The sequence below is a fragment of the uncultured Pseudomonas sp. genome, assembly GCF_943846705.1.
Taxonomy (GTDB): Bacteria; Pseudomonadota; Gammaproteobacteria; order Pseudomonadales; family Pseudomonadaceae; genus Aquipseudomonas.
Map to the genome: position 1 here is coordinate 888,443 of NZ_OX044366.1, position 22,044 is coordinate 910,486.

General features: G+C 61.2%; 23 protein-coding genes. 20 read left to right on the plus strand and 3 right to left on the minus strand.

The genetic code is table 11. The features are described from left to right. Positions 1 to 57 precede the first annotated feature (57 nt). The 11 genes from betB to Q0V31_RS04350 all read left to right on the plus strand — a co-directional run bounded on the left by betB (position 58) and on the right by Q0V31_RS04350 (position 14,202). Positions 58 to 1,527, plus strand: coding sequence for a betaine-aldehyde dehydrogenase (betB, locus tag Q0V31_RS04300; protein WP_298184833.1), 1,470 nt, complete (start codon positions 58 to 60; stop codon positions 1,525 to 1,527). 199 nt (positions 1,528 to 1,726) lie between these two features. After that, positions 1,727 to 3,415 (plus strand): choline dehydrogenase, encoded by a 1,689-nt coding sequence (betA, locus tag Q0V31_RS04305; protein WP_298184835.1) that lies wholly within the window; start codon positions 1,727 to 1,729, stop codon positions 3,413 to 3,415. A gap of 215 nt (positions 3,416 to 3,630) precedes the next feature. After that, positions 3,631 to 5,370, plus strand: a complete 1,740-nt coding sequence (gene argS, locus Q0V31_RS04310; protein WP_298184837.1) for an arginine--tRNA ligase — start codon at positions 3,631 to 3,633, stop codon at positions 5,368 to 5,370. Next, a complete protein-coding gene (locus Q0V31_RS04315) occupies positions 5,371 to 6,054 on the plus strand; it encodes an SPOR domain-containing protein (RefSeq protein ID WP_298184839.1) in 684 nt (227 codons plus the stop codon). It begins immediately after the preceding gene. Positions 6,055 to 6,193: 139 nt separating this feature from the next. Next, positions 6,194 to 6,724: an ATP-dependent protease subunit HslV gene (hslV, locus tag Q0V31_RS04320; protein ID WP_298184841.1), complete on the plus strand. Its 531-nt coding sequence runs from the start codon at positions 6,194 to 6,196 to the stop codon at positions 6,722 to 6,724. A gap of 27 nt (positions 6,725 to 6,751) precedes the next feature. Next, entirely contained in the window at positions 6,752 to 8,092 is a 1,341-nt protein-coding gene (gene hslU, locus Q0V31_RS04325) for an HslU--HslV peptidase ATPase subunit (RefSeq protein ID WP_298184844.1), read from the plus strand. Between the two features lie 79 nt (positions 8,093 to 8,171). Next, on the plus strand, positions 8,172 to 8,546 hold the full coding sequence (locus tag Q0V31_RS04330) for a DUF971 domain-containing protein (RefSeq protein ID WP_298184846.1): 375 nt from the start codon (positions 8,172 to 8,174) through the stop codon (positions 8,544 to 8,546). Positions 8,547 to 8,918: 372 nt separating this feature from the next. After that, positions 8,919 to 10,598 (plus strand): class II poly(R)-hydroxyalkanoic acid synthase, encoded by a 1,680-nt coding sequence (phaC, locus tag Q0V31_RS04335; RefSeq protein WP_298184848.1) that lies wholly within the window; start codon positions 8,919 to 8,921, stop codon positions 10,596 to 10,598. Between the two features lie 153 nt (positions 10,599 to 10,751). Next, positions 10,752 to 11,612 carry a poly(3-hydroxyalkanoate) depolymerase gene (gene phaZ, locus Q0V31_RS04340; protein ID WP_090244174.1) on the plus strand — a complete coding sequence of 287 codons (861 nt, stop codon included), beginning with the start codon at positions 10,752 to 10,754 and terminating at the stop codon, positions 11,610 to 11,612. A 205-nt stretch (positions 11,613 to 11,817) separates the two neighbouring features. Continuing rightward, positions 11,818 to 13,500: a class II poly(R)-hydroxyalkanoic acid synthase gene (gene phaC / locus Q0V31_RS04345; RefSeq protein WP_298184852.1), complete on the plus strand. Its 1,683-nt coding sequence runs from the start codon at positions 11,818 to 11,820 to the stop codon at positions 13,498 to 13,500. 87 nt (positions 13,501 to 13,587) lie between these two features. Next, positions 13,588 to 14,202 (plus strand): TetR/AcrR family transcriptional regulator, encoded by a 615-nt coding sequence (locus Q0V31_RS04350; RefSeq protein WP_298184854.1) that lies wholly within the window; start codon positions 13,588 to 13,590, stop codon positions 14,200 to 14,202. 63 nt (positions 14,203 to 14,265) lie between these two features. On the opposite strand, the gene Q0V31_RS04355 is transcribed toward Q0V31_RS04350, so the two are convergent. The 3 genes from Q0V31_RS04355 to Q0V31_RS04365 form a co-directional block, all read right to left on the minus strand. Further along, a complete protein-coding gene (locus tag Q0V31_RS04355; RefSeq protein ID WP_298184856.1) occupies positions 14,266 to 15,006 on the minus strand; it encodes a phasin family protein in 741 nt (246 codons plus the stop codon). Between the two features lie 13 nt (positions 15,007 to 15,019). Next, positions 15,020 to 15,460: a phasin family protein gene (locus Q0V31_RS04360; protein WP_298184858.1), complete on the minus strand. Its 441-nt coding sequence runs from the start codon at positions 15,458 to 15,460 to the stop codon at positions 15,020 to 15,022. 86 nt (positions 15,461 to 15,546) lie between these two features. Next, positions 15,547 to 15,825 (minus strand): polyhydroxyalkanoic acid system family protein, encoded by a 279-nt coding sequence (locus Q0V31_RS04365; RefSeq protein ID WP_298184860.1) that lies wholly within the window; start codon positions 15,823 to 15,825, stop codon positions 15,547 to 15,549. Between the two features lie 204 nt (positions 15,826 to 16,029). On the opposite strand from Q0V31_RS04365, the gene ubiE reads away from it, so the two are divergent. From ubiE to Q0V31_RS04410, 9 genes are all read left to right on the plus strand, one after another. Further along, the gene (gene ubiE / locus Q0V31_RS04370; protein WP_298184862.1) at positions 16,030 to 16,800 is read left to right on the plus strand and encodes a bifunctional demethylmenaquinone methyltransferase/2-methoxy-6-polyprenyl-1,4-benzoquinol methylase UbiE; all 771 of its coding nucleotides are present in this window, start codon (positions 16,030 to 16,032) and stop codon (positions 16,798 to 16,800) included. Further along, entirely contained in the window at positions 16,800 to 17,417 is a 618-nt protein-coding gene (locus Q0V31_RS04375; protein WP_298184864.1) for an SCP2 sterol-binding domain-containing protein, read from the plus strand. The genes ubiE and Q0V31_RS04375 overlap by 1 nt, the downstream gene beginning before the upstream one ends. After that, a complete protein-coding gene (gene ubiB / locus Q0V31_RS04380) occupies positions 17,414 to 19,003 on the plus strand; it encodes a ubiquinone biosynthesis regulatory protein kinase UbiB (RefSeq protein WP_298184866.1) in 1,590 nt (529 codons plus the stop codon). The genes Q0V31_RS04375 and ubiB overlap by 4 nt, the downstream gene beginning before the upstream one ends. A gap of 67 nt (positions 19,004 to 19,070) precedes the next feature. Then, a complete protein-coding gene (gene hisI / locus Q0V31_RS04385) occupies positions 19,071 to 19,472 on the plus strand; it encodes a phosphoribosyl-AMP cyclohydrolase (RefSeq protein ID WP_298184868.1) in 402 nt (133 codons plus the stop codon). Positions 19,473 to 19,479: 7 nt separating this feature from the next. Then, positions 19,480 to 19,812: a phosphoribosyl-ATP diphosphatase gene (locus Q0V31_RS04390; RefSeq protein WP_298190905.1), complete on the plus strand. Its 333-nt coding sequence runs from the start codon at positions 19,480 to 19,482 to the stop codon at positions 19,810 to 19,812. Between the two features lie 170 nt (positions 19,813 to 19,982). Then, positions 19,983 to 20,213 carry a twin-arginine translocase TatA/TatE family subunit gene (tatA, locus tag Q0V31_RS04395; protein ID WP_298184871.1) on the plus strand — a complete coding sequence of 77 codons (231 nt, stop codon included), beginning with the start codon at positions 19,983 to 19,985 and terminating at the stop codon, positions 20,211 to 20,213. A gap of 3 nt (positions 20,214 to 20,216) precedes the next feature. Continuing rightward, positions 20,217 to 20,540 (plus strand): Sec-independent protein translocase protein TatB, encoded by a 324-nt coding sequence (gene tatB / locus Q0V31_RS04400; protein ID WP_298184874.1) that lies wholly within the window; start codon positions 20,217 to 20,219, stop codon positions 20,538 to 20,540. Next, a complete protein-coding gene (gene tatC, locus Q0V31_RS04405; protein ID WP_298184876.1) occupies positions 20,537 to 21,340 on the plus strand; it encodes a twin-arginine translocase subunit TatC in 804 nt (267 codons plus the stop codon). The genes tatB and tatC overlap by 4 nt, the downstream gene beginning before the upstream one ends. Next, entirely contained in the window at positions 21,337 to 22,044 is a 708-nt protein-coding gene (locus Q0V31_RS04410; RefSeq protein ID WP_298184878.1) for a 16S rRNA (uracil(1498)-N(3))-methyltransferase, read from the plus strand. Before tatC ends, Q0V31_RS04410 begins: the two co-directional genes overlap by 4 nt.

Sequence of the window (22,044 nt, forward strand, 5' to 3'; positions counted from 1 at the left end):
TAATTCCCCGCGCCGGGCGGCTCCTACGTCCGCGCTTCACCGACGAGAGGAACGATCATGCCCCGCTTCCCCGAGCAAGCCCTGTACATCCACGGCGCGCATAGCCCCGCCAGCAGCAACCGCACCTTTAACAGCCTCAATCCAGCCAATGGCGAATTGCTGGCCGTGGTGCAACAGGCCAGCCAGGCCGACGTCGAGCGTGCCGTGAGCAGCGCCGCCGCCGGGCAAAAAGTCTGGGCGGCGATGACCGCCATGCAGCGCTCACGCATCCTGCGCAAGGCCGTGGAGATTTTGCGCGAACGCAACGATGAACTGGCCGCACTGGAAACCCTCGACACCGGCAAGCCGCTGTCGGAAACCCGCTACGTCGATATCGTCACCGGTGCTGATGTGCTGGAGTACTACGCTGGCCTGGTTCCGGCCATCGAAGGCGAGCAAATTCCGCTGCGCGACAGCAGCTTCGTTTACACCCGCCGCGAGCCGCTGGGCGTAGTTGCCGGGATTGGCGCGTGGAATTACCCGATCCAGATCGCCCTGTGGAAATCCGCCCCGGCGCTGGCCGCCGGCAACGCGATGATCTTCAAACCCAGCGAAGTCACGCCGCTGTCGGCGCTCAAACTGGCCGAGATTTACAGCGCAGCCGGCGTACCGGATGGCGTCTTCAACGTGCTGACTGGCGACGGCCAAGTGGGCCAGTGGCTCACCGAGCACCCGGGCATCGAGAAAGTCTCATTCACCGGTGGCACCGTGACTGGCAAGAAGGTCATGGCCAGCGCCTCCAGCTCGTCACTGAAAGACGTGACCATGGAGCTGGGCGGCAAGTCGCCGCTGATTATCTGCGCCGACGCCGACCTTGATCGCGCGGCCGACATCGCGATGATGGCCAACTTCTACAGCAGCGGCCAGGTGTGCACCAACGGCACCCGGGTGTTCGTACCGCGCGCCCTGCTGGCCAGCTTCGAGAGCAAATTGCTCGAGCGGGTCAAGCGCATCCGCGTCGGCGACCCACAGGATGAAGCCACCAACTTCGGCCCGCTGGTCAGCCTTGCCCATCTGGAAAAAGTCATGGGCTATATCGACAGTGGTCGCGCCGAAGGTGCGCGCCTGCTGATTGGCGGTCAGCGCCTGGAAGACGGCGAACTGGCCCAGGGCGCTTATGTCGCGCCCACGGTGTTCACCGACTGCACCGACAACATGCGCATCACCCGCGAAGAGATCTTCGGCCCGGTGATGAGCGTATTGGTCTATGACAGCGAAGACGAAGTGATCCAGCGCGCCAACGCCACCGACTACGGCCTGGCGGCCGGTGTGGTCACCCCCGACCTGAACCGCGCGCACCGCCTGATCCACCAGCTGGAAGCCGGTATTTGCTGGATCAATACCTGGGGCGAATCCGCCGCGCAAATGCCGGTGGGCGGCTACAAGCAGTCCGGGGTCGGCCGCGAAAACGGCCTGACCACCCTGCAGCACTACACCCGCCTGAAATCGGTGCAACTCGAAATGGGCGATTTCGAATCGGTGTTCTAGGCGAGATCGCAGGGTGGGTTAGCGGCGCGGCGCAGCACCTTCATGCGTGCAGCGGAGCATGACGCCGCTAACCCACCAGCTCGTCAATCCGATCGACCCGGTGGGTTACGGCGCACCGAGATCGGCTGCATAACCAAGCCCGGTCTTGCGCCTAACCCAGTCTACGGGTTGCGCAGACCCGCTATTACAGGTGACGCCCATGTCTCAAGAATTCGACTACATCATCATCGGTGCCGGCTCGGCCGGTAACGTACTGGCCACCCGCCTGACTGAAGACGCCAATGTCAGCGTGCTGCTGCTGGAAGCCGGCGGCCCCGATTACCGCCTGGACTTCCGCACGCAAATGCCCGCCGCCCTGGCCTTCCCGCTGCAAGGCAAGCGCTACAACTGGGCCTACCTGACCGACCCCGAACCGCACATGAACAACCGCCGCATGGAATGTGGCCGCGGCAAGGGCCTCGGCGGCTCGTCCCTGATCAACGGCATGTGCTACATCCGTGGCAACGCCATGGACTACGACGGCTGGGCCAAGGAAAAGGGCCTGGAAGACTGGAGCTACCTGGATTGCCTGCCGTACTTCCGCAAGGCGGAAACCCGCGATATAGGCGCCAACGCCTACCACGGTGGCGATGGCCCGGTCAGCGTAACCACGCCGAAGAACGGCAATAACCCGCTGTTCCACGCCATGGTTGAAGCCGGCGTACAGGCCGGCTACCCGCGCACGGACGACCTCAACGGCTACCAGCAGGAAGGCTTCGGCCCGATGGACCGTACCGTGACGCCCAAGGGCCGGCGCGCCAGCACCGCGCGCGGCTATCTTGATCAGGCCCGCGCACGGCCCAACCTGACCATCGTCACCCATGCCCTCACCGATCGCATTTTGTTCGATGCTAAACGGGCAACTGGCGTCGACTACCTGCAGGGCGACAGCAGCACACCGACCACCGCCAAGGCCCGCCGTGAAGTGCTGCTGTGCAGCGGTGCGATTGCCTCTCCGCAAATCCTGCAACGCTCCGGAGTCGGCCCGGCGGCACTGTTGCGTGAGCTGGATATTCCACTGGTGCATGACCTGCCCGGCGTGGGCGAGAACCTGCAGGACCACCTCGAACTGTACCTGCAGTACAGCTGCACCCAACCGGTGTCGCTATACCCGGCACTGCAATGGTGGAACCAGCCGATGATCGGCGCGCAGTGGCTGCTTCAGGGTAAAGGCGTCGGCGCCAGCAACCAGTTTGAAGCTGGCGGTTTTATCCGCTCCAGCGCCGAGTTCGAATGGCCGAATATCCAGTACCACTTCTTGCCGGTGGCGATTAATTACAACGGCAGTAACGCGGTCAAGGAGCACGGTTTTCAGGCGCACATGGGCTCCATGCGTTCGCCCAGCCGTGGGCGTGTTCGGGTCAAATCCAAGGACCCGCGCCAGCACCCGAGCATCCTCTTCAACTATATGGCCCACGAACAGGACTGGCGCGAGTTCCGCGACGGCATCCGCATCACCCGCGAAATCATGGCGCAGTCGGCGCTGGACCCGTATCGCGGCCGTGAGCTCAGTCCCGGCGTGGAAGTGCAGAGCGATGCCCAGCTGGACGACTTTATCCGTGAGCACGCAGAAACCGCCTTCCACCCCTCCTGCTCGTGCAAGATGGGCGAAGACGCCATGGCAGTGGTCGACGGCCAGGGCCGTGTGCATGGCCTGGAAGGGCTGCGTGTGGTCGATGCCTCGATCATGCCGTTGATCACCACCGGCAACCTGAATGCCCCAACCATCATGATGGCCGAGAAGATCGCCGATAAAATTCGTGGTCGCAGCCCGCTGCCACGCAGCACGGCGCCCTACTACGTGGCGGGCAATGCCGCCGCACGTAATACCGCGCAACGCTCGGCCTAAGCAGCCCCACGCCGCAGGAGCTCTCAGCCTCTGCGGCGCTTCTTTATAGAGACCCTGTCACTCGCCCCCTGATGTGACCAACTGCCCACACTGTCGAGCTTTAACCCGGCAAAACCACACGCTGCTTGAAGCTGCAGGCTAAGGGCGTCGATAATGTGCAGTTTTCAACCAGCGCCTTTGTGCGCCGCCGCCCTCAACGGCCGACCGAGCAGACCATGAAAGACAGCATTCGCCACCTGATCCAGCAAGCCCTGACCCGCCTCACCGCCGAAGGCGTGCTGCCTGCGGGCCTGAGCCCGGCCATTCAGGTGGAGAACACCAAAGACAAGACCCACGGTGACTTCGCCAGCAACATCGCCATGATGCTGGCCAAACCCGCCGGCATGAAGCCGCGTAACTTGGCCGAGAAGCTGATTGCCGCGCTGCCGGATGATCCAGGCATCAGCAAAGTCGAAATCGCCGGCCCGGGTTTTCTCAACTTCTACCAGAATACCCAAGCCCTGGCCGCACGCCTGGACGACCTGCTCGCCGACGCCAACCTCGGCGTACGCAAGGCCGGCAACCCACAGAAGGTGGTGATCGACCTGTCCTCGCCGAACCTGGCCAAGGAAATGCACGTCGGCCACCTGCGCTCCACAATCATCGGCGACGCCGTGGCGCGGGTCTTGGAGTTTCTCGGTGACGAGGTCATCCGGCAGAACCACGTCGGCGACTGGGGCACCCAGTTCGGCATGCTGCTGGCCTTTATGGAAGCCAATCCGGAGGCCGCCGAAAGCGAGCTGGCTGACCTCGAAGGCTTCTACCGCGCGGCGAAGAAATGCTTCGACGACTCCGCCGAGTTTGCCGAACGCGCTCGCGAGCTGGTAGTCCAGTTGCAGGCCGGCGAGCCTGAATGCATGCGCCTGTGGCACCGCTTCAATGATATTTCCCTGTCGCACTGCCAGAAGGCCTATGACCGCCTCGGCGTGAAGCTGTCGATGGCTGACGTAAAAGGCGAAAGTGCCTACAACGCCGAGCTGCCGGGGATCATCGAAGCCCTGCGCAACAAGGGCCTGCTCAGCGAGAGCAACGGCGCGCAGTGCGTGTTTATGGATGAGTTCAAGAACGCCGAAGGCAATCCACTGCCGGTGATCGTGCAGAAAGCCGGCGGCGGCTACCTGTACGCCACCACCGACCTGGCCGCCATGCGTTACCGCAGCCAGCAGCTCAAGGCCGATCGCGCCCTGTACTTTGTCGACCAGCGTCAGGCCCTGCACTTCCAGATGGCCTTCGAGGTCGCCCGCCGTGCTGGCTTCGTGCATGACGGCATGCAGCTCGAGCACATGGGCTTTGGCACCATGAACGGCGCCGACGGCCGCCCGTTCAAGACCCGCGATGGCGGCACAGTAAAACTCATCGACCTGCTCGATGAAGCCGAAGAGCGCGCCTACAGCCTGGTCAAAGGCAAAAACCCGGAGCTGGGTGAAGACGAGCTACGGCAGATTGCCCACGCCGTCGGCATCGGCGCAGTGAAATACGCCGACCTGTCCAAGCACCGCACCAGCGATTACCGCTTTAACTTCGAGCTGATGCTGAGTTTTGAAGGCAACACCGCGCCTTATCTGCTGTACGCCTACACCCGTGTGGCCAGCATCTTCCGCAAGCTGGGCAAGGGTTTCGAGGAAATCCACGGCCAGCTCGACCTGCAGGCCGCCCACGAGATCGAGCTAGCGGGCAAGCTCGCACAGTTCAGCGAAGTATTGAACGGCGTGGCCGACAAAGGCGAGCCGCACCAGCTGTGCGCCTACTTGTATGACCTGGCCGGGCTGTTCTCCAGCTTCTACGAGCACTGCCCAATCCTCGCCGCCGAAGACCCGGCGACCCAGCAAAGCCGCCTGCGCCTGGCCGCGCTGACCGGCCGTACGCTCAAGCAAGGCCTTGAATTGCTCGGCCTGGAAACCCTGGAGCGCATGTAAGTGGCGGCGAAGAAGAAACCCGCCGCCAAACGCGGCGCCAGCCGCTATAAGCCCCCGGCGAAAAAGCCGGTGCCGGGCTGGTTTTGGCTGGTCTGCGGCCTGGTGATTGGCGGTTTTATGGTGTTTCTGTTCAGCCTCGAACCCGGCCGCGACGAGATCAAGCGCAGCAAGGTCGAACAAGCCCGCGCCAATCAGGCCAGCAAGGCGGCGAGCGCCAAGCCCGCCACTCAGGAGCCGGCCAAGCCCAAGTACGATTTCTATACCCTGCTGCCGGAGTCGGAAGTCATCTTGCCGCAACAGGCCAACGAAGAGCCTGCGGTTGTGCCACCACAGAAACCGGTGACCCCGGAAGAAGCGGCAAAGATCGATGCCGCCCGTGCCCAAGCCGCGCTCAACGGCCAGGTGCCACCACCGCCGCCCGTGGTCGCCCAAGGCCCGATCAGCTCGCAGTTCTTCCTCCAGGCCGGTTCGTTCCGCCGCAAGGACGACGCCGACAGCTTGCGCGCGCAGATCATCCTGCTCGGGCAAAGCGTGAAAGTGGAGTCCGGCACCGTGCGTGAGGAAACCTGGCACCGCGTCTTGGTCGGCCCCTTCGCCAGCCGCGAGCAGCTTGGCCAGGCGCAGAAATCCCTTTCCGCCAGCGGCTTCAGTAATCTGTTGTTACAGCAGCGCCAGGTGCAATAAAGCCCCACAATTCAGGCCCTGCGGCGCGCGCACCGACAATTTGTCGGACAGCATGCGCCCCAGGGCTTGAAGCGGGCCGCCGCTGCCCCCACTTCATCAGCATTGGGCACTTTCGCCCCCGCTGCGTGGAGACTCTCCTTTGACCACCATCGTTTCAGTACGCCGCAACGGCAAAGTCGTCATGGGCGGCGACGGCCAGGTGTCCCTCGGCAATACCGTGATGAAAGGCAACGCGAAAAAAGTTCGCCGCCTGTACCACGGCCAAGTGCTAGCCGGCTTCGCCGGTGCCACCGCCGACGCCTTTACCCTGTTCGAACGTTTTGAAGGCCAGCTGGAGAAGCACCAAGGTAATCTGGTGCGCGCCGCCGTCGAGCTGGCCAAAGACTGGCGCACCGACCGCTCGCTGAGCCGCCTGGAAGCCATGCTGGCCGTGGCCAACAAAGACGCCTCGCTGATCATCACCGGCAACGGTGACGTGGTTGAGCCCGAGCACGGCCTGATCGCCATGGGCTCCGGTGGCGGCTTCGCCCAGGCCGCGGCCATGGCCCTGCTGCAAAAAACCGAATTGAGCGCCCGTGAAATCACCGAAACCGCGCTGAACATTGCCGGCTCCATCTGTGTCTTCACCAACCAAAATCTGACCATTGAGGAAGAAGACTGCGCCGAATAGGCGCGGCTTCCGCTGGAGTAAACCCGCATGTCCATGACGCCCCGCGAGATCGTTCACGAGCTCAACCGCCACATCATCGGTCAGGACGACGCCAAGCGCGCGGTGGCCATCGCCCTGCGCAACCGCTGGCGGCGCATGCAGCTGCCGCTTGAGCTGCGCGCCGAAGTCACGCCGAAGAACATCCTGATGATCGGCCCGACCGGCGTCGGCAAGACCGAGATCGCTCGGCGTCTGGCCAAGCTGGCCAACGCGCCGTTTATCAAAGTGGAAGCGACCAAATTCACCGAGGTCGGCTATGTCGGCCGGGATGTCGAGTCGATTATCCGTGATCTGGCCGATGCGGCGATCAAGATGCTCCGCGAGCAGGAGATGATCAAGGTCCGTCACCGCGCCGAAGACGCCGCCGAAGAGCGCATCCTCGACGCCCTGCTGCCGCCGGCCCGCACGGGTTTCAACGAGGAAGCCGCGTCGGGCAGCGATTCCAACACCCGCCAGCTGTTCCGCAAACGCCTGCGCGAAGGCCAGTTGGACGACAAGGACATTGAGATCGAAGTGGCCGACGCTCCGGCCGGCATCGAAATCATGACCCCACCGGGCATGGAAGAAATGACCAACCAGCTGCAAAGCCTGTTTTCCAACATGGGCAAGGGCAAAAAGAAGAGCCGCAAGCTCAAGGTCAAGGAAGCGCTCAAGCTGGTGCGTGACGAGGAAGCCGCGCGCCTGGTCAACGAAGAGGAGCTCAAGGCCCAGGCCCTCGAAGCCGTGGAACAGAACGGCATCGTGTTTATCGACGAGATCGACAAGGTCGCCAAGCGCGGCAACACCAGCGGCGCCGATGTATCGCGCGAAGGCGTGCAGCGCGACCTGCTGCCGCTGATCGAAGGCTGCACGGTGAACACCAAGCTGGGCATGGTCAAGACCGACCACATCCTGTTTATCGCCTCCGGCGCGTTCCACCTGAGCAAGCCGAGTGACCTGGTGCCTGAACTGCAAGGCCGCCTGCCGATCCGCGTCGAGCTCAAAGCCCTGACCCCGGAAGACTTCGAACGTATCCTCACCGAGCCGCAGGCCTCGCTAACCGAGCAATACGCCGCGCTGCTCAACACCGAAGGCCTGGGCATCCAGTTTATGGCCGAGGGCATCAAGCGCATCGCCGAGATTGCTTATCAGGTCAACGAAAAGACTGAGAACATCGGTGCGCGCCGCCTGCACACCCTGCTCGAACGCCTACTCGAAGAGGTCTCTTTCAGCGCCGGCGACCTGGCCGGCCAGCAGAATGGCACACCCATCGTGATCGACGCAGCCTACGTCAACAGCCACCTCGGCGAGCTGGCGCAGGACGAAGACCTGTCACGCTACATCCTCTAACAACACGCTGTAGTGCGCGAGCGGCTGGCGATTTAACATGATCGCCAGCACGCCCGCCCACAGACCCTGCGGACCCGCCATGCGTATTCCTACCGCGATAAAGCTGCACAAAGCCTCGAAAACCCTGGAACTGCACTACGGGGCCGACGAACACTACACCTTGCCCGCCGAGTTCCTACGCGTGCATTCGCCGTCGGCGGAAGTACAGGGCCACGGCAAGCCCATCCTGCAAACCGGCAAGCTCGGCGTTGGCCTGAGCAAGATCGAGCCGGCCGGTAACTACGCGCTGAAGTTGAGTTTCGATGACGGTCACGACAGCGGCCTGTTCAGCTGGGATTACCTTGAGCAACTGGCCCTGCGCCAGAACGAGCTGTGGAACGATTACCTGGCCGCACTGAGCGCCGCCGGCAAGTCCCGCGACCCCAGCGAGAGCGTGGTCAAGTTAATGCTCTGAAGTGCCCAGAGCGCACACCGCCCCTGACTCAGGCGCTTAGCACCTCCCGTTACCCTCCTCCGCGCTGCTCAGCAGTTTGCCGTACCACCACAGCCCCTCTAGCCAGTGGTTTCTACCCGGTTAGAGCGCATTTTCTAATCCTTCTCTGCATACTTCCTCTAAATACGGCCCAAATTGCGCCTCGCTTGCACAAATTAATAAACTCGGGTAACCAAGTAGCTGGAAGTTTTCGCGTTACTGGCCTGGCCAGCAACGGGGAAGATTGCGGAGCAATCCGCCCTTGGTAATCCGGGCAATACCTGGCCCTTAGCCCTGTGTCGCCGTGCACAACCGTCCGCCGGTATTTCGTCTCAGGACAATGGAGCGTTGTAGATGACAAATAAGAACAATGATGACCTGAAGCACCAGGCCTCCGAAAACACCTTGGGCCTCAACCCGGTCATTGGTATCCGCGGTAAAGACTTGCTCACCTCCGCCCGCATTGTGCTCAAGCAAGCCCTCAAGCAGCCCCTGCACAGCGCCAAACACCTGGCCCACTTCAGTATCGAGCTGAAGAACGTGATGCTCGGTCAATCCGACCTCACAGCCGCAGACGGCGACCGGCGTTTTTCCGACCCGGCCTGGAGCCAGAACCCCCTGTACCGCCGCTACCTGCAGACCTACTTGGCCTGGCGTAAGGAACTGCATGACTGGGTCGAGCACAGCAACCTGTCCGAACAGGATGCTAGCCGTGGCCACTTCGTGATCAACCTGATGACCGAAGCCATGGCGCCGACCAACAGCATGGCCAACCCGGCCGCGGTCAAACGCTTCTTCGAAACCGGCGGCAAAAGCCTGCTCGACGGCCTGTCCCACCTGGCCCATGACATCGTCAACAACGGCGGCATGCCCAGCCAGGTCAACATGAACGCCTTCGAGGTCGGCAAGACCCTGGCCACCACCGATGGCGCCGTGATTTTCCGCAACGACCTGCTGGAGCTGATTCAGTACAAGCCGATCACCGAACAGGTACTCGAGCGCCCGTTGCTGGTGGTACCGCCACAGATCAACAAGTTCTACGTGTTCGACCTGTCGCCGGAGAAGAGCGTGGCGCGCTTCCTGTTGCGCAACGGCGTGCAGACCTTCGTAGTCAGCTGGCGCAACCCGACCAAAGCACACCGCGAGTGGGGCCTATCGACCTATATCGAGGCGCTGAAAGAAGCCATCGACGTGGTCAGCGCCGTGACCGGCAGCAAAGACATCAACATGCTCGGGGCCTGCTCCGGCGGCCTCACCACCACCTCGCTACTGGGCCATTACGCCGCGCTGGGTGAGAAGAAGGTGCATGCCCTGACCCTGCTGGTCAGCGTGTTGGATAACCGCCTGGAAACCGACGTGGCGCTGTTTGCCGACGAGAAAAGCCTGGAAATGGCCAAGCGCCGGTCTTATCAGGCTGGCGTGCTGGAAGGCCGCGACATGGCCAAGATCTTCGCCTGGATGCGCCCCAACGACCTGATCTGGAACTACTGGGTCAACAACTACCTGCTGGGCAACGAGCCACCGGTGTTCGATATCCTCCACTGGAACAACGACACCACGCGCCTGCCTGCTGCCCTGCATGGCGAATTTATCGACATGTTCACCTCCAACCCGTTGATTCGCGCGGGCGGACTGGAAGTCTGTGGCACTCCGATTGACCTCAAGCAGGTCACCAGCGATCTGTTCTGCGTGGCTGGCACCACCGACCACATCACGCCGTGGGAGTCCTGCTACAAGTCGGCCAATCTGTTCGGCGGCAATGTCGAGTTCGTGCTGTCCAACAGCGGGCATATCCAGAGCATTCTCAACCCGCCTGGCAACCCGAAAGCACGCTACATGACCAACACGCAAATGCACGCGGACCCGAAAACCTGGCAAGCCACCTCAACCAAACACACCGACTCCTGGTGGCTGCATTGGCAAAACTGGCTCACCGAGCGCTCCGGCGCGCTTAAAAAGATCCCAACCCAACTGGGTAACAAGAAATACCCGGCCGGCGAAGCAGCCCCCGGCACTTACGTTCACGAACGTTAATACCTGCGCACTGCGCACACTGCCCGCGGCACTGGAGGTGTCGTTCCCCACCCACTCATTTGAGCGGGTGGGGCGAACCAGGCTTCGCCCTGGCGCTTCTGACAAAGACCCGGAGGGTCTGACTCAGCGTTTTAACTGATAGGGCTTCTGCGCATGTCGCTACCATTTGTATTTCGCACCATCGAGCTGGACGGCCAGACCCTCCGCACCGCCGTTCGCCCCGGCAACGGCACAATGACCCCGCTGCTGATCTTCAACGGCATCGGGGCCAACCTGGAGCTGGTCATGCCGTTCGTGCGCGCTCTGGACCCGGACCTCGAAGTAATCGCCTTCGACGTACCCGGCGTTGGCGGATCATCAACACCCAGCACACCGTATCGCTTCCCAGGTTTAGCCAAACTGGCGGCGCGCATGCTCGACTACCTGGATTACGGCCAAGTCAACGCGATTGGCGTGTCGTGGGGTGGCGCCTTGGCGCAACAGTTCGCCCACGACTACCCGGAACGCTGTAAGAAACTGATCCTTGCTGCCACCTCGGCCGGCGCGGTGATGATTCCCGGCAAACCCAAAGTGCTCTGGTGCATGGCCAGCCCGCGGCGCTATGTGCAACCGTCCTATGGCGTGCAGATTGCCCCGCAAATCTACGGCGGGGCGTTCCGCCGCGACCCCAAACTGGCACTGGCACATGCCAGTAAAGTCCGCTCGGGCGGCAAGATGGGCTACTACTGGCAGCTGTTCGCCGGCCTCGGCTGGACCAGCATCCACTGGCTGCACAAAATTCGCCAACCGACCCTGGTGATGGCCGGCGACGACGACCCGCTAATCCCGCTGGTGAATATGCGCCTGCTGGCTTGGCGCATTCCTAACTCGGAATTGCACGTGATCGATGACGGCCACCTGTTCCTGGTAACCCGCGCTGAAGCGGTTGCGCCGATCATCATGAAGTTCCTGGAAGAGGAACGTCAGCGCGCCATCATGCACCCCCAGCCCACGCCGGCACGCACTCACGGCTAACCACCCACTGGTTGATACAGAGGTTCCCGCCACACGCACCGGAATAGTGCGAGCAGCGCAGCGCTTGACCCACTTTCAGGCACGTTGTATTACCTGAGTCTTCGCGCGCAGCTGTCTGGAATGCACATGCGCGCGCATTGGTACAAGCCTTGCTGCTGAGCTATCAACCTTGAAGTCTCACGGTTTGACGACGGAGTGTTGCCCAATGCGAGACCAACCTGCCAAACGCGCTTACCCCGCGAACAATCGCGTGATGAACGCCCAGAACGCGGTCGTCGGTCTGCGCGGCCGCGACCTACTCTCCACGTTGCGCGGCCTGGCCCTGCAAGGCATCAAGCAACCCATTCACAGCGCTCGCCATGCGCTGGCCTTAGGTGGCCAACTGGGCCGCGTGCTGCTCGGCGACCAGCCATTCCAGGTCAACCCGCACGACCCGCGCTTTGCCGACCCGACGTGGCGTGACAACCCACTCTTCAGCCGCGGCCTGCAAGGCTATCTGGCCTGCCAGAAACAGCTCACCAGCTGGATTGATGAGAGCAACCTGGACGCCGACGACCGGGCCCGTGCGCGCTTTATCGCCACCTTGCTGGGTGATGCCTTAGCCCCCAGCAACACCCTGCTCAACCCGCAGGTGATCAAGGAACTGTTCAACAGTGGCGGTAGCAGCCTGCTCAAGGGCGCGCGCCACTTGCTCGATGACCTGCTGAACAACGACGGCATGCCCAGCCAGGTCAGCAAGCACGCCTTCGAGGTTGGCCATAACCTGGCCACCACCAGCGGCGCGGTGGTGTTCCGCAGCGAGCTGCTGGAGCTGATCCAGTACAAGCCGATGAGCGAGAAACAGTACGCCAAGCCGCTGCTGATCGTGCCGCCACAGATCAACAAGTTCTATATTTTCGACCTCTCCAGCGAAAAGAGCTTCGTCCAATACGCCCTGAAGAACGGCCTGCAAACCTTCGTGGTCAGCTGGCGCAACCCTGATCCGCGGCACCGTGAATGGGGGCTGTCGAGCTATGTGGAAGCACTCGAGGTGGCCCTTGATGCCTGCCGTGAAATCACCGGCAGTAAAGACGTCAACTTGCTCGGTGCCTGTGCCGGCGGCCTGACCATCGCCGCCTTGCAAGGCCACCTGCAGGCCAAACGAAAGCTGCGCAAAGTGGCCAGCGCCACCTATATGGTCAGCCTGCTCGACAGCCAGATCGACAGTCCGGCCATGCTGTTTGCCGACGAGAAGACCCTGGAAGCTGCCAAGCGCCGCTCCTACCAGCAGGGCGTGCTGGATGGCCGCGACATGGCACGGGTATTTGCCTGGATGCGCCCTAATGACCTGATCTGGAATTACTGGGTCAACAACTACCTGCTCGGCAAGCAGCCGCCGGCCTTCGATATTCTCTACTGGAACAACGACAACACACGCTTGCCCGCAGCGCTGCATGGCGATCTGATCGACTTCTTTAAACACAATCCACTGACCCAGCCACGCGGCCTGGAAGTCTGCGGCACACCGGTCGATTTGCAGAAGGTCACGGTGGACAGTTTCAGCGTGGCGGGCATCAACGACCACATCACACCCTGGGATGCGGTGTACCGCTCGACCTTGCTACTAGGTGGCAATCGGCGCTTTATCCTGTCCAACAGCGGACATATCCAGAGCATCCTCAACCCGCCAGGCAATCCAAAATCCAATTACCTGGAAAGCCCCAAACTCAGCGACGACCCGCGCGCCTGGTACCACGACGCCGAGCACCTGCAGGGCAGCTGGTGGCCGGTGTGGCTGAGCTGGATGCAGGAGCGCTCCGGCGAACAGAGCGACACCTTAATGACCCTGGGCAACCCGAACTACCCGGCCATGGAAGCGGCACCCGGCACCTATGTGCATGTGCGTTAAGCGTTTACCCAGCCATGCTCAAACGGCTCGCAGCCTGCTGCGGGCCAGGTATCGTCAACCTTTCTGCGGACAGAATAAGAAGAACCAATGAAGACCCGCGACAGAATCCTTGAATGCGCCCTGCTGCTGTTCAACCAGAAGGGTGAACCAAACGTCTCCACCCTGGAAATCGCCAACGAACTGGGTATCAGCCCAGGCAACCTCTACTACCACTTTCACGGCAAAGAGCCACTGATCCTCGGTTTGTTCGAACGCTTTCAGGCCGAACTGGCACCGTTACTCTCGCCGCCCGAGGATGTGCAGCTGGATGTGGAAGACTACTGGCTATTTCTGCACTTGATCGTCGAGCGCCTGGCCCACTACCGCTTTCTATTCCAAGACCTGTCCAACCTGACCAGCCGCCTGCCGAAACTGGAGCGCGGCATGCGCCATTGGCTGAACAGCCTGAAGCGCGCCCTGGCCGAGCTGCTGGCGCAACTGCAGATCGACGGTCAACTGCAAAGCGATACCCAATCGTTGGGTCAGTTAGTCGAGCAGATCACCCTAACCCTGATGTTCTCCCTCGACTACCAACGCATCATCGGCCGCGAAGGCGAGAGCCGCCTGGTGGTCTACCAAGTGATGATGCTGGTGGCCCCACACCTGGCCGAAGAGTCCCGTTACGCCGCCGAACACCTGGCGCAACGCTACCTTGAAAATTAAATACCGCTAGAAACGCAAACGCCCGGCACTGGGCCGGGCGTTTGCGAGTACTGCGGCTGAGTCTTACGACTGCGCGGCAGGTGTCACCGGTGCAGCAGGCACAACGGCCGCAGCAGGTGCAGCAGGTGCAGCAGCGGCTACCGGCGCAGCTGGCTTAGCCGCGGCGGGTTTGGCAGCCGGCTTAGCGGCTGGCTTAGCGGCTGGCTTGGCAGCAGGTTTTACTGCCGGCTTCGCCGCGGCTTTGGCAGCTGGCTTAACGGCAGGCTTGGCGGCTGGTTTAGCAGCCGCTTTGGCCGCAGGCTTAGCAGCGGCCTTGGCAGCCGGCTTAACGGCTGGCTTGGCAGCTACTTTCTTGGCCGCTGGCTTGACCGACTTAACCGATACGCCGGTCAGTTGCTCGATCTGCTTGGTCAGGCTTTCAACTTTGGCGTTGAGCGCTTTAACTTCATTGCGGCTCGGTACACCGAGGCGCGAGATAGCATTGTTCAGGCGCTTGTCGAAGGCCTCTTCCAGCTCGCCCCACTTGCCCAACGCCTTGTCTTTAACTTCATCAACGCGCGACTTGGCGGTGTCCACTTTAGTGTTCACAGTGCTTTTCACCGCGCCAACTTGCTTGTCGACTTCGCTCTTGGCTTGCTTCTCGGCTTTTTCGCCATCCTTAACCAGCGTGTCGAACAGCTTGTTGCCGTCCTTGCTGACCTTGGAGTAAGCACCCAAACCAGCCAGCCAGATCTGACGCGAGTACTTTTCTACTTCGCCGATCCAGGAAGTGGTTTGCTTTTCGGTTTTCTTTTTGACGGCCATTCTGCTGCTCTCCTTATTTGGTACGCGCGACGTGCTCGAGCAACGCGCTCAGCTCATCCAGCTTAGCAGACAGCACTTCTACATCCTGCTTAGATGGGATGCCCAGGCGGTTCAGTGCGCTGGCTACACGGTTGTCGAAGGCTTTCTCGATTTTGTCGAGACGCACTTCAAACTTACCTTTCACGCTGCTGACATTGTTGGTGACAGTGCTCTTAACACTGTCGATCTGGCTGTTGGCTGCTTCAACTTGTTCGTTGACCAGCTTCTTGCCTTGCTTCTCAACACCTTCGCCGCTTTTCACGAGGTCTTTGAAGTACTCGCTACCTTCTTGACCGGCTTTGGCGTAAGCGCCCAGGCCAGCCAACCAGATTTTACGGGCGTAAACTTTGGCGTCGCTCAGCACGCTGGTGCTTTCTTCAACGACGACTTTCTTTTTAACGGCAACTTTCGACATGGTGCACCTCACTCTAGTGTTTCGAGGAAACGCCCACGGAATGCAGGCTTAGACGTAAGGTATCGATGAAAATTAGAAACCGCATACTAAGCCTGTAAATTCTTATCCAGCGCTTCTTCGATTTCGCGCTTGATGCTGCTGCTCATTGCGGACAGCAACAAGCCCAGGCTGAGCTGCACACGCACGCTGCTCTCACGCACCTCGATGCTGCCATCGGCCCCGCTGCGCTTGAACTCCAAACTGTCGCCATTCCAGCGGTAGCGCACGTCATATTGGCGAGCCAGGCGCTCGGCTAATTGCTCGGCTTTCTCGCGGGCGGCTTCGCGGCCTAGGTTGTGGGGGCGTTCGATAGTGATCTTGGCCATGGCATTTCTCCTCGCCAGTTAACTGCGACCTTAAGTCGCTGCGACTATAGCAAGGCTGTAAGCCGCAAGCTGCAAGCAACTCCGGCGGCAAAGCGGGCGAGCATCTTTGTCCTTTGCCGTGTAAGGCCCAAACCCAGCGGGGCTTTTTGGGTTTAGAATGGCCGCCACTTTAGAGGCAGCCTCTGTGTTTTAGGAAAGGGCACGATGAACGACCCGCGCAAGAACAGCGACAGCGAACCCACCACACACTTTGGTTTCCAGAGCGTGCCAGAAAGCCAGAAGGCCGATAAAGTCGCCGAAGTTTTCCATTCGGTGGCCGCCAAATACGACCTGATGAATGACGTACTGTCCGGCGGCATGCACCGCCTGTGGAAGCGTTTCACCATCGAGCTATCTGGCGTACGCAGCGGCAATCGGGTGTTGGATATCGCCGGCGGTACGGGCGACCTGACCCGTAAATTCTCAAGCTTGGTCGGCCCGACCGGCGAAGTGGTGCTGGCCGACATCAATGAGTCGATGCTGCGCGTCGGCCGTGATCGCCTGCTCGACAAAGGCGTGGCCGGCAATGTCAGCTTCGTTCAGGCCGATGCCGAGAAACTGCCGTTCCCGGACAACCACTTCGACGTAGTGACCATCGCTTTCGGTCTGCGCAACGTCACTCATAAAGAAGACGCCATTCGTTCGATGCTGCGAGTACTTAAGCCCGGCGGCCGCCTGCTGGTTCTGGAATTTTCCAAACCCGCCAACCCGCTGCTGTCGAAGTTCTACGACGCCTACTCGTTCAAGTTCATGCCGCTGGCCGGCAAACTGATCACCAATGACGCGGAAAGCTATCGCTACCTGGCCGAGTCGATCCGCATGCACCCGGATCAGGACACCCTCAAAGCGATGATGATGGAGGCCGGCTTTGAGCGTGTGACCTACCACAACATGACCGGCGGCATCGTCGCCCTGCACCGTGGTATCAAGCCCTAATGCTACTGACCGGGCTATTGGCCGGGGTCGAGCTCGGTCTTAATCGCGTCTTGGCCATGGACAGCACCGCGCTGCCGCGGCTGGCGCGCCTGAGCGGCCGGGTGATTGCCGTGGAATGCGCCGCGCCGAACCTGCAGCTGTTTATTCTGCCCAGCGCCAGTGGCCTGCAACTGGCCGCGCAATGGGCCGGTGAGGCCGATTGCAGTTTGCGCGCGCCCGCCGCCAGCCTCGTGCGCCTGGCCACCAGCAAGGACAAAACCAGCATCCTGCACAGCCCTGAAGTCAGCCTGGAGGGCGACAGCGGCGCATTGCTGGAGCTTGCCGGCATCCTGCAAGACCTGGAGCTGGACTGGGAGTACGAGCTGTCTCGCTGGCTCGGCCCGGTCGGCAGCCAACTGCTCGGCGGGCATTTACGCAGCCGCGTCAGCTGGACCAGCCAAACTCTGGATAGCCTGCGCCTGAACCTGGCGGATTACCTCAGCGAAGAGTCGCGTAGCCTGGTCGGCCAGCGCGAAGCCGACGCACGCTTTGCCGAACTCGACCAGCTAAAGCTGTCCCTCGACCGTCTCGATGCTCGCATTGAACGCCTAGCCCAACACCATAAGCCCATCGCATGAAGCTGCTTGCCATCCGTCGCCTGCTGCGCATTCAGCGCGTGGTTATCCGTTATCAACTGGATGACCTGCTGTTCACCCTGCCGCTGCCATTCTGGCTGCGCGCACTGCGTTATGCCCTGCCCTGGCGCTGGCTGTCACGGCGTACGCTGAACCTGTCACGCGGCGCGCGCCTGCGCCTGGCGCTGGAAGAACTGGGGCCGATCTTTATCAAGTTTGGTCAGTTGCTCTCGACGCGCCGCGACCTGCTACCGCCGGACATCGCCGATGAGCTGGCCAAATTGCAGGATCAGGTGCCGCCCTTCGATCCCGCCCATTCGCAGGCGCTGATCGAAGCCCAGCTGGGTGCCAAGGTCAGCGAAGTATTTGCCCGCTTCGATGCACAGCCTCTGGCCTCTGCTTCGGTGGCGCAGGTGCATGGCGCGCAACTGAAAAGCGGCGAAGAAGTGGTGATCAAGGTGATTCGCCCGGGCCTGGCCCCGGTGATCGAACAAGACATCGCCTGGCTATTCCTACTGGCCAAACTGGCCGAGAAGTCGTCAGCCGACGCACGCCGCCTGCGCCCGGTGGAAGTGGTCAGCGATTACGAAAAAACCATCTACGACGAACTCGATTTGTTGCGTGAGGCGGCTAACGCCAGCCAGCTAAGGCGCAATTTTGAAGGCTCGCCACTGCTCTATGTACCGCAGGTGTACTGGGACTTGTGCCGGCCGAAAGTGCTGGTCATGGAGCGCATCTACGGAATTCAGGTCACCGATCTGGCAACCCTGGCCGACCAGCGTACTGATATGAAACTGCTGGCCGAGCGCGGCGTGGAGATCTTCTTCACCCAGGTGTTCCGCGACAGTTTCTTCCATGCCGACATGCACCCCGGCAATATCTTCGTCAGCACGCGTACGCCGTGGAACCCGCAGTACATCGCCATCGACTGCGGCATCATCGGCAGCTTGACCGCCGAAGACCAAGACTACCTGGCGCGCAACCTGCTGGCCTTCTTCAAGCGCGACTACCGCCGCGTGGCGCAACTGCACATTGATTCGGGCTGGGTCCCGGCCGAAACCAAGGTCAATGATTTCGAGGCGGCAATCCGCACCGTGTGCGAGCCGATTTTCGAACGCCCACTGAAAGACATCTCCTTCGGCCAATTGCTGCTGCGCCTGTTCCAGACCGCGCGGCGCTTCAACATGGAAGTGCAGCCGCAACTGGTGCTGCTGCAGAAAACCCTGCTGAATATCGAAGGTTTAGGCCGCCAGCTGTATCCGGATCTCGACCTGTGGAGCACGGCCCAGCCGTTCCTTGAGCGCTGGATGCGTGAGCGCATCAGCCCCCTGCACCTGCTGCGCAACCTGCAGCTGCAGGCCGAGCAAGTGCCGCATCTGTCGCAAATCGCCCGCGAGACGCTGGAGCGCCTCAACCAGCAACCGGCGCAGCGCCAAGAACAACCTGCGATCAGCCGCCAATGGCCGGCTCGTCTATTGGGTGCGGCGCTGATTGCCGGTGCCGCCAGCCAAGGCTTGGCCTTGACCCTGCTCGCCTGGCCGAGCTGGCTGATGGTCGTAGGCGGCGTCTATCTGGTGTTGCGCCGATAGCCACACCGGGTGCGCACTGGCACACTAGCTTTATGAATCAAGTAGCCCTGCACGGGCGGATATTGCGATGACTGACTGGCTCGACGAAATCAACTGGAACAGCGACGGCCTGGTGCCGGCAATCGCCCAGGACCATAAAACCGGCCGCGTGCTGATGATGGCCTGGATGAACCGCGAAGCCCTGGCACTGACCGCTGCCGAACAACGTGCGATCTATTGGTCGCGCTCGCGCGGCAAGCTCTGGCGCAAGGGCGAAGAGTCCGGCCACGTGCAAAAGCTGCATGAACTGCGCCTGGATTGCGATGCCGACGTGATCATCATTAAAGTCGAGCAAATTGGCGGCATCGCCTGCCATACCGGCCGTGAAAGCTGCTTCTACCGGGTCTTCGAGAACGGCAGCTGGAAAACTGTCGAGGCGGTAATCAAAGATCCGCACGCCATCTATAGCGCAGGGAACAAACATGAGTGACACGGGCATGACCGACACCCTCAGCCGCCTGGCCGAAGTACTCGAGTCGCGCAAAGGCGCGGCCGCCGACAGCTCCTACGTCGCCAGCCTGTACCACAAGGGCCTGAACAAAATTCTGGAAAAAGTCGGCGAGGAGTCGGTGGAAACCATCCTTGCCGCCAAAGACGCTGCGCTAAGCGGTGACTGCAGCGATGTAATCTACGAAACCGCTGACCTGTGGTTCCACAGCCTGGTCATGCTCGCCGCCCTTGGCCAGCATCCACAAGCTGTACTGGACGAGCTGGATCGTCGTTTTGGCCTGTCCGGGCACGCGGAAAAAGCCGCGCGGCCACACAACTAAGAGGGTGTTTACAAAAGTAGCGAGCGATGGTCAGGCAAGGCGAAACTAGCCGAAAAAGCGTAGTGTACGAGCTGTACATGAGCATTCTGAGGCTGATTTCAACGCAGCATGGCCGAGCGCAGTAATTTGTAATCATCCGCTGATCAACCTCTTACTTCGGAGTACGCGTTATGGGATTCGGTGGAATTAGCATCTGGCAACTGGTGATCATCCTACTGATCGTGGTCATGCTGTTCGGTACCAAGCGCCTCAAAGGCCTGGGCTCCGATCTCGGTGATGCGATCAAGGGCTTCAAAAAATCCATGGGCAACGAAGACGACAAACCGGCCGTAGAAGAGCCCAAAGGCCAGACCATTGACGCCCAGGCGCGCAAGGTCGAAGAGCCGGCGAAAAAAGACTAAGCCATGTTCGATATTGGCTTTACCGAGCTGCTGCTGGTCGGCATCGTCGCCCTCTTGGTATTGGGTCCCGATCGCCTGCCCGGCGCGGTGCGCACGGCTGGTTTGTGGATCGGCCGAATCAAGCGCAGCTTCAGCGCGATCAAAGCTGAGGTCGAGCGCGAGATCGGCGCGGACGAAATTCGCCGCCAGCTGCATAACGAGCAGATTCTCGAGCTTGAGCGTGAAATGAACGCGGCCAAGCAGAAGCTCAACGCCCCCCTCAGCAGCTTGGGCGACACGCCCGCCGCACCAGAAACCAGCAGCCAGGATAAAAGCCCGCAGCCATGAGCCGACTAACGGACAGCGATCAGGAAATGCCCCTGGTCTCACACCTGACTGAGCTGCGTACACGCCTGCTGCGGATTGTCGGGGCGGTATTCCTGCTGTTTGCCGGGCTGTTCTACTTCTCCCAGGACATCTACGCGCTGGTCGCCGCACCGCTGCGTGCCTACCTGCCGGAAGGCGCGACGATGATCGCCACCGGCGTGGCCTCGCCGTTCCTCACGCCATTCAAGCTGACCCTGATGGTGGCGCTATTCTTGGCCATCCCGATCATCCTGCATCAGATCTGGGGCTTTATCGCGCCGGGCTTGTATAAGCACGAGAAGCGCATTGCCATCCCGCTGCTGATTTCTAGCATCTTGCTGTTCTACGGCGGCATGGCCTTCGCCTACTTCGTGGTGTTCCCGATCATGTTCGGCTTCTTCGCCAGCGTGACTCCGGAAGGCGTGGAGATGATGACTGACATCGGTCAGTATCTGGACTTTGTCCTCACCCTGTTCTTTGCCTTCGGCGTGGCCTTTGAAATCCCGATTGCCACCTTCCTGCTGATCTGGATTGGTGTGGTAGATGTTGCCACCCTGCGTAAAAGCCGGCCGTACGTGGTGGTGGGCTGCTTTGTAGTCGGCATGGTGCTGACGCCGCCCGACATCTTCTCGCAGACCTTGCTGGCGGTGCCCATGTGGATGCTGTTTGAGGCCGGCTTGCTGTGCGGCAGCCTGGTCAAGCGTCGCGCGGAACAGGATGAGGCGGACGAAACCGACAGCCAAGACGCGCCCAACGATCAACCGCCAGCCGCACAACCGTGAACCTGCTGCTACTCGAAGACGGCGATTTTATCGCCGCCGACCGCGTGTTGTTGAGCGGCCGCCGCCTTAAACACCTGCATGAAGTACACCGCGCCGAAGCCGGCGACAGCCTGCGCGTTGGCCGCTTGAATGGCCTGATGGGCAGCGGCCAGCTACTGCGCCTGGATGCTGAACAGGCCGAGTTGTCGGTGCAACTCGACCAGCCACCACCGAGCAAACTGCCGCTCACTCTGCTGCTGGCCCTGCCACGACCGAAGATGTTGCGCCGGGTGCTGCAAACGGTCAGCAGCATGGGCGTACCCCGGGTGATTTTGCTGAATAGCTATCGGGTGGAAAAAAGCTTCTGGCAAACCCCGTTTCTCGAAACCGAGGCGATTCGCGAACAGCTGATCCTCGGTTTGGAACAAGCTCGCGATACCGTACTGCCCGAGGTGATCATCGATAAACGCTTCAAACCCTTCGTCGAAGACCATCTGCCCAGCATTGCCGCCGGCACCCTCGGCCTGACCGGCCATCCCGGAGATTTTCCGGCCTGTCCCCGGGCTGTCGAGCAGCCAGTCACCCTGGCCATCGGCCCGGAAGGCGGCTGGATCCCCTATGAGGTGGAAAAGCTGCAGCAGGCCGGCCTGCAACCGGTGCAGCTGGGAGAACGCATTCTGCGCGTAGAAACGGCGGTCACTGCACTACTGGCGCGGCTGTTTTAA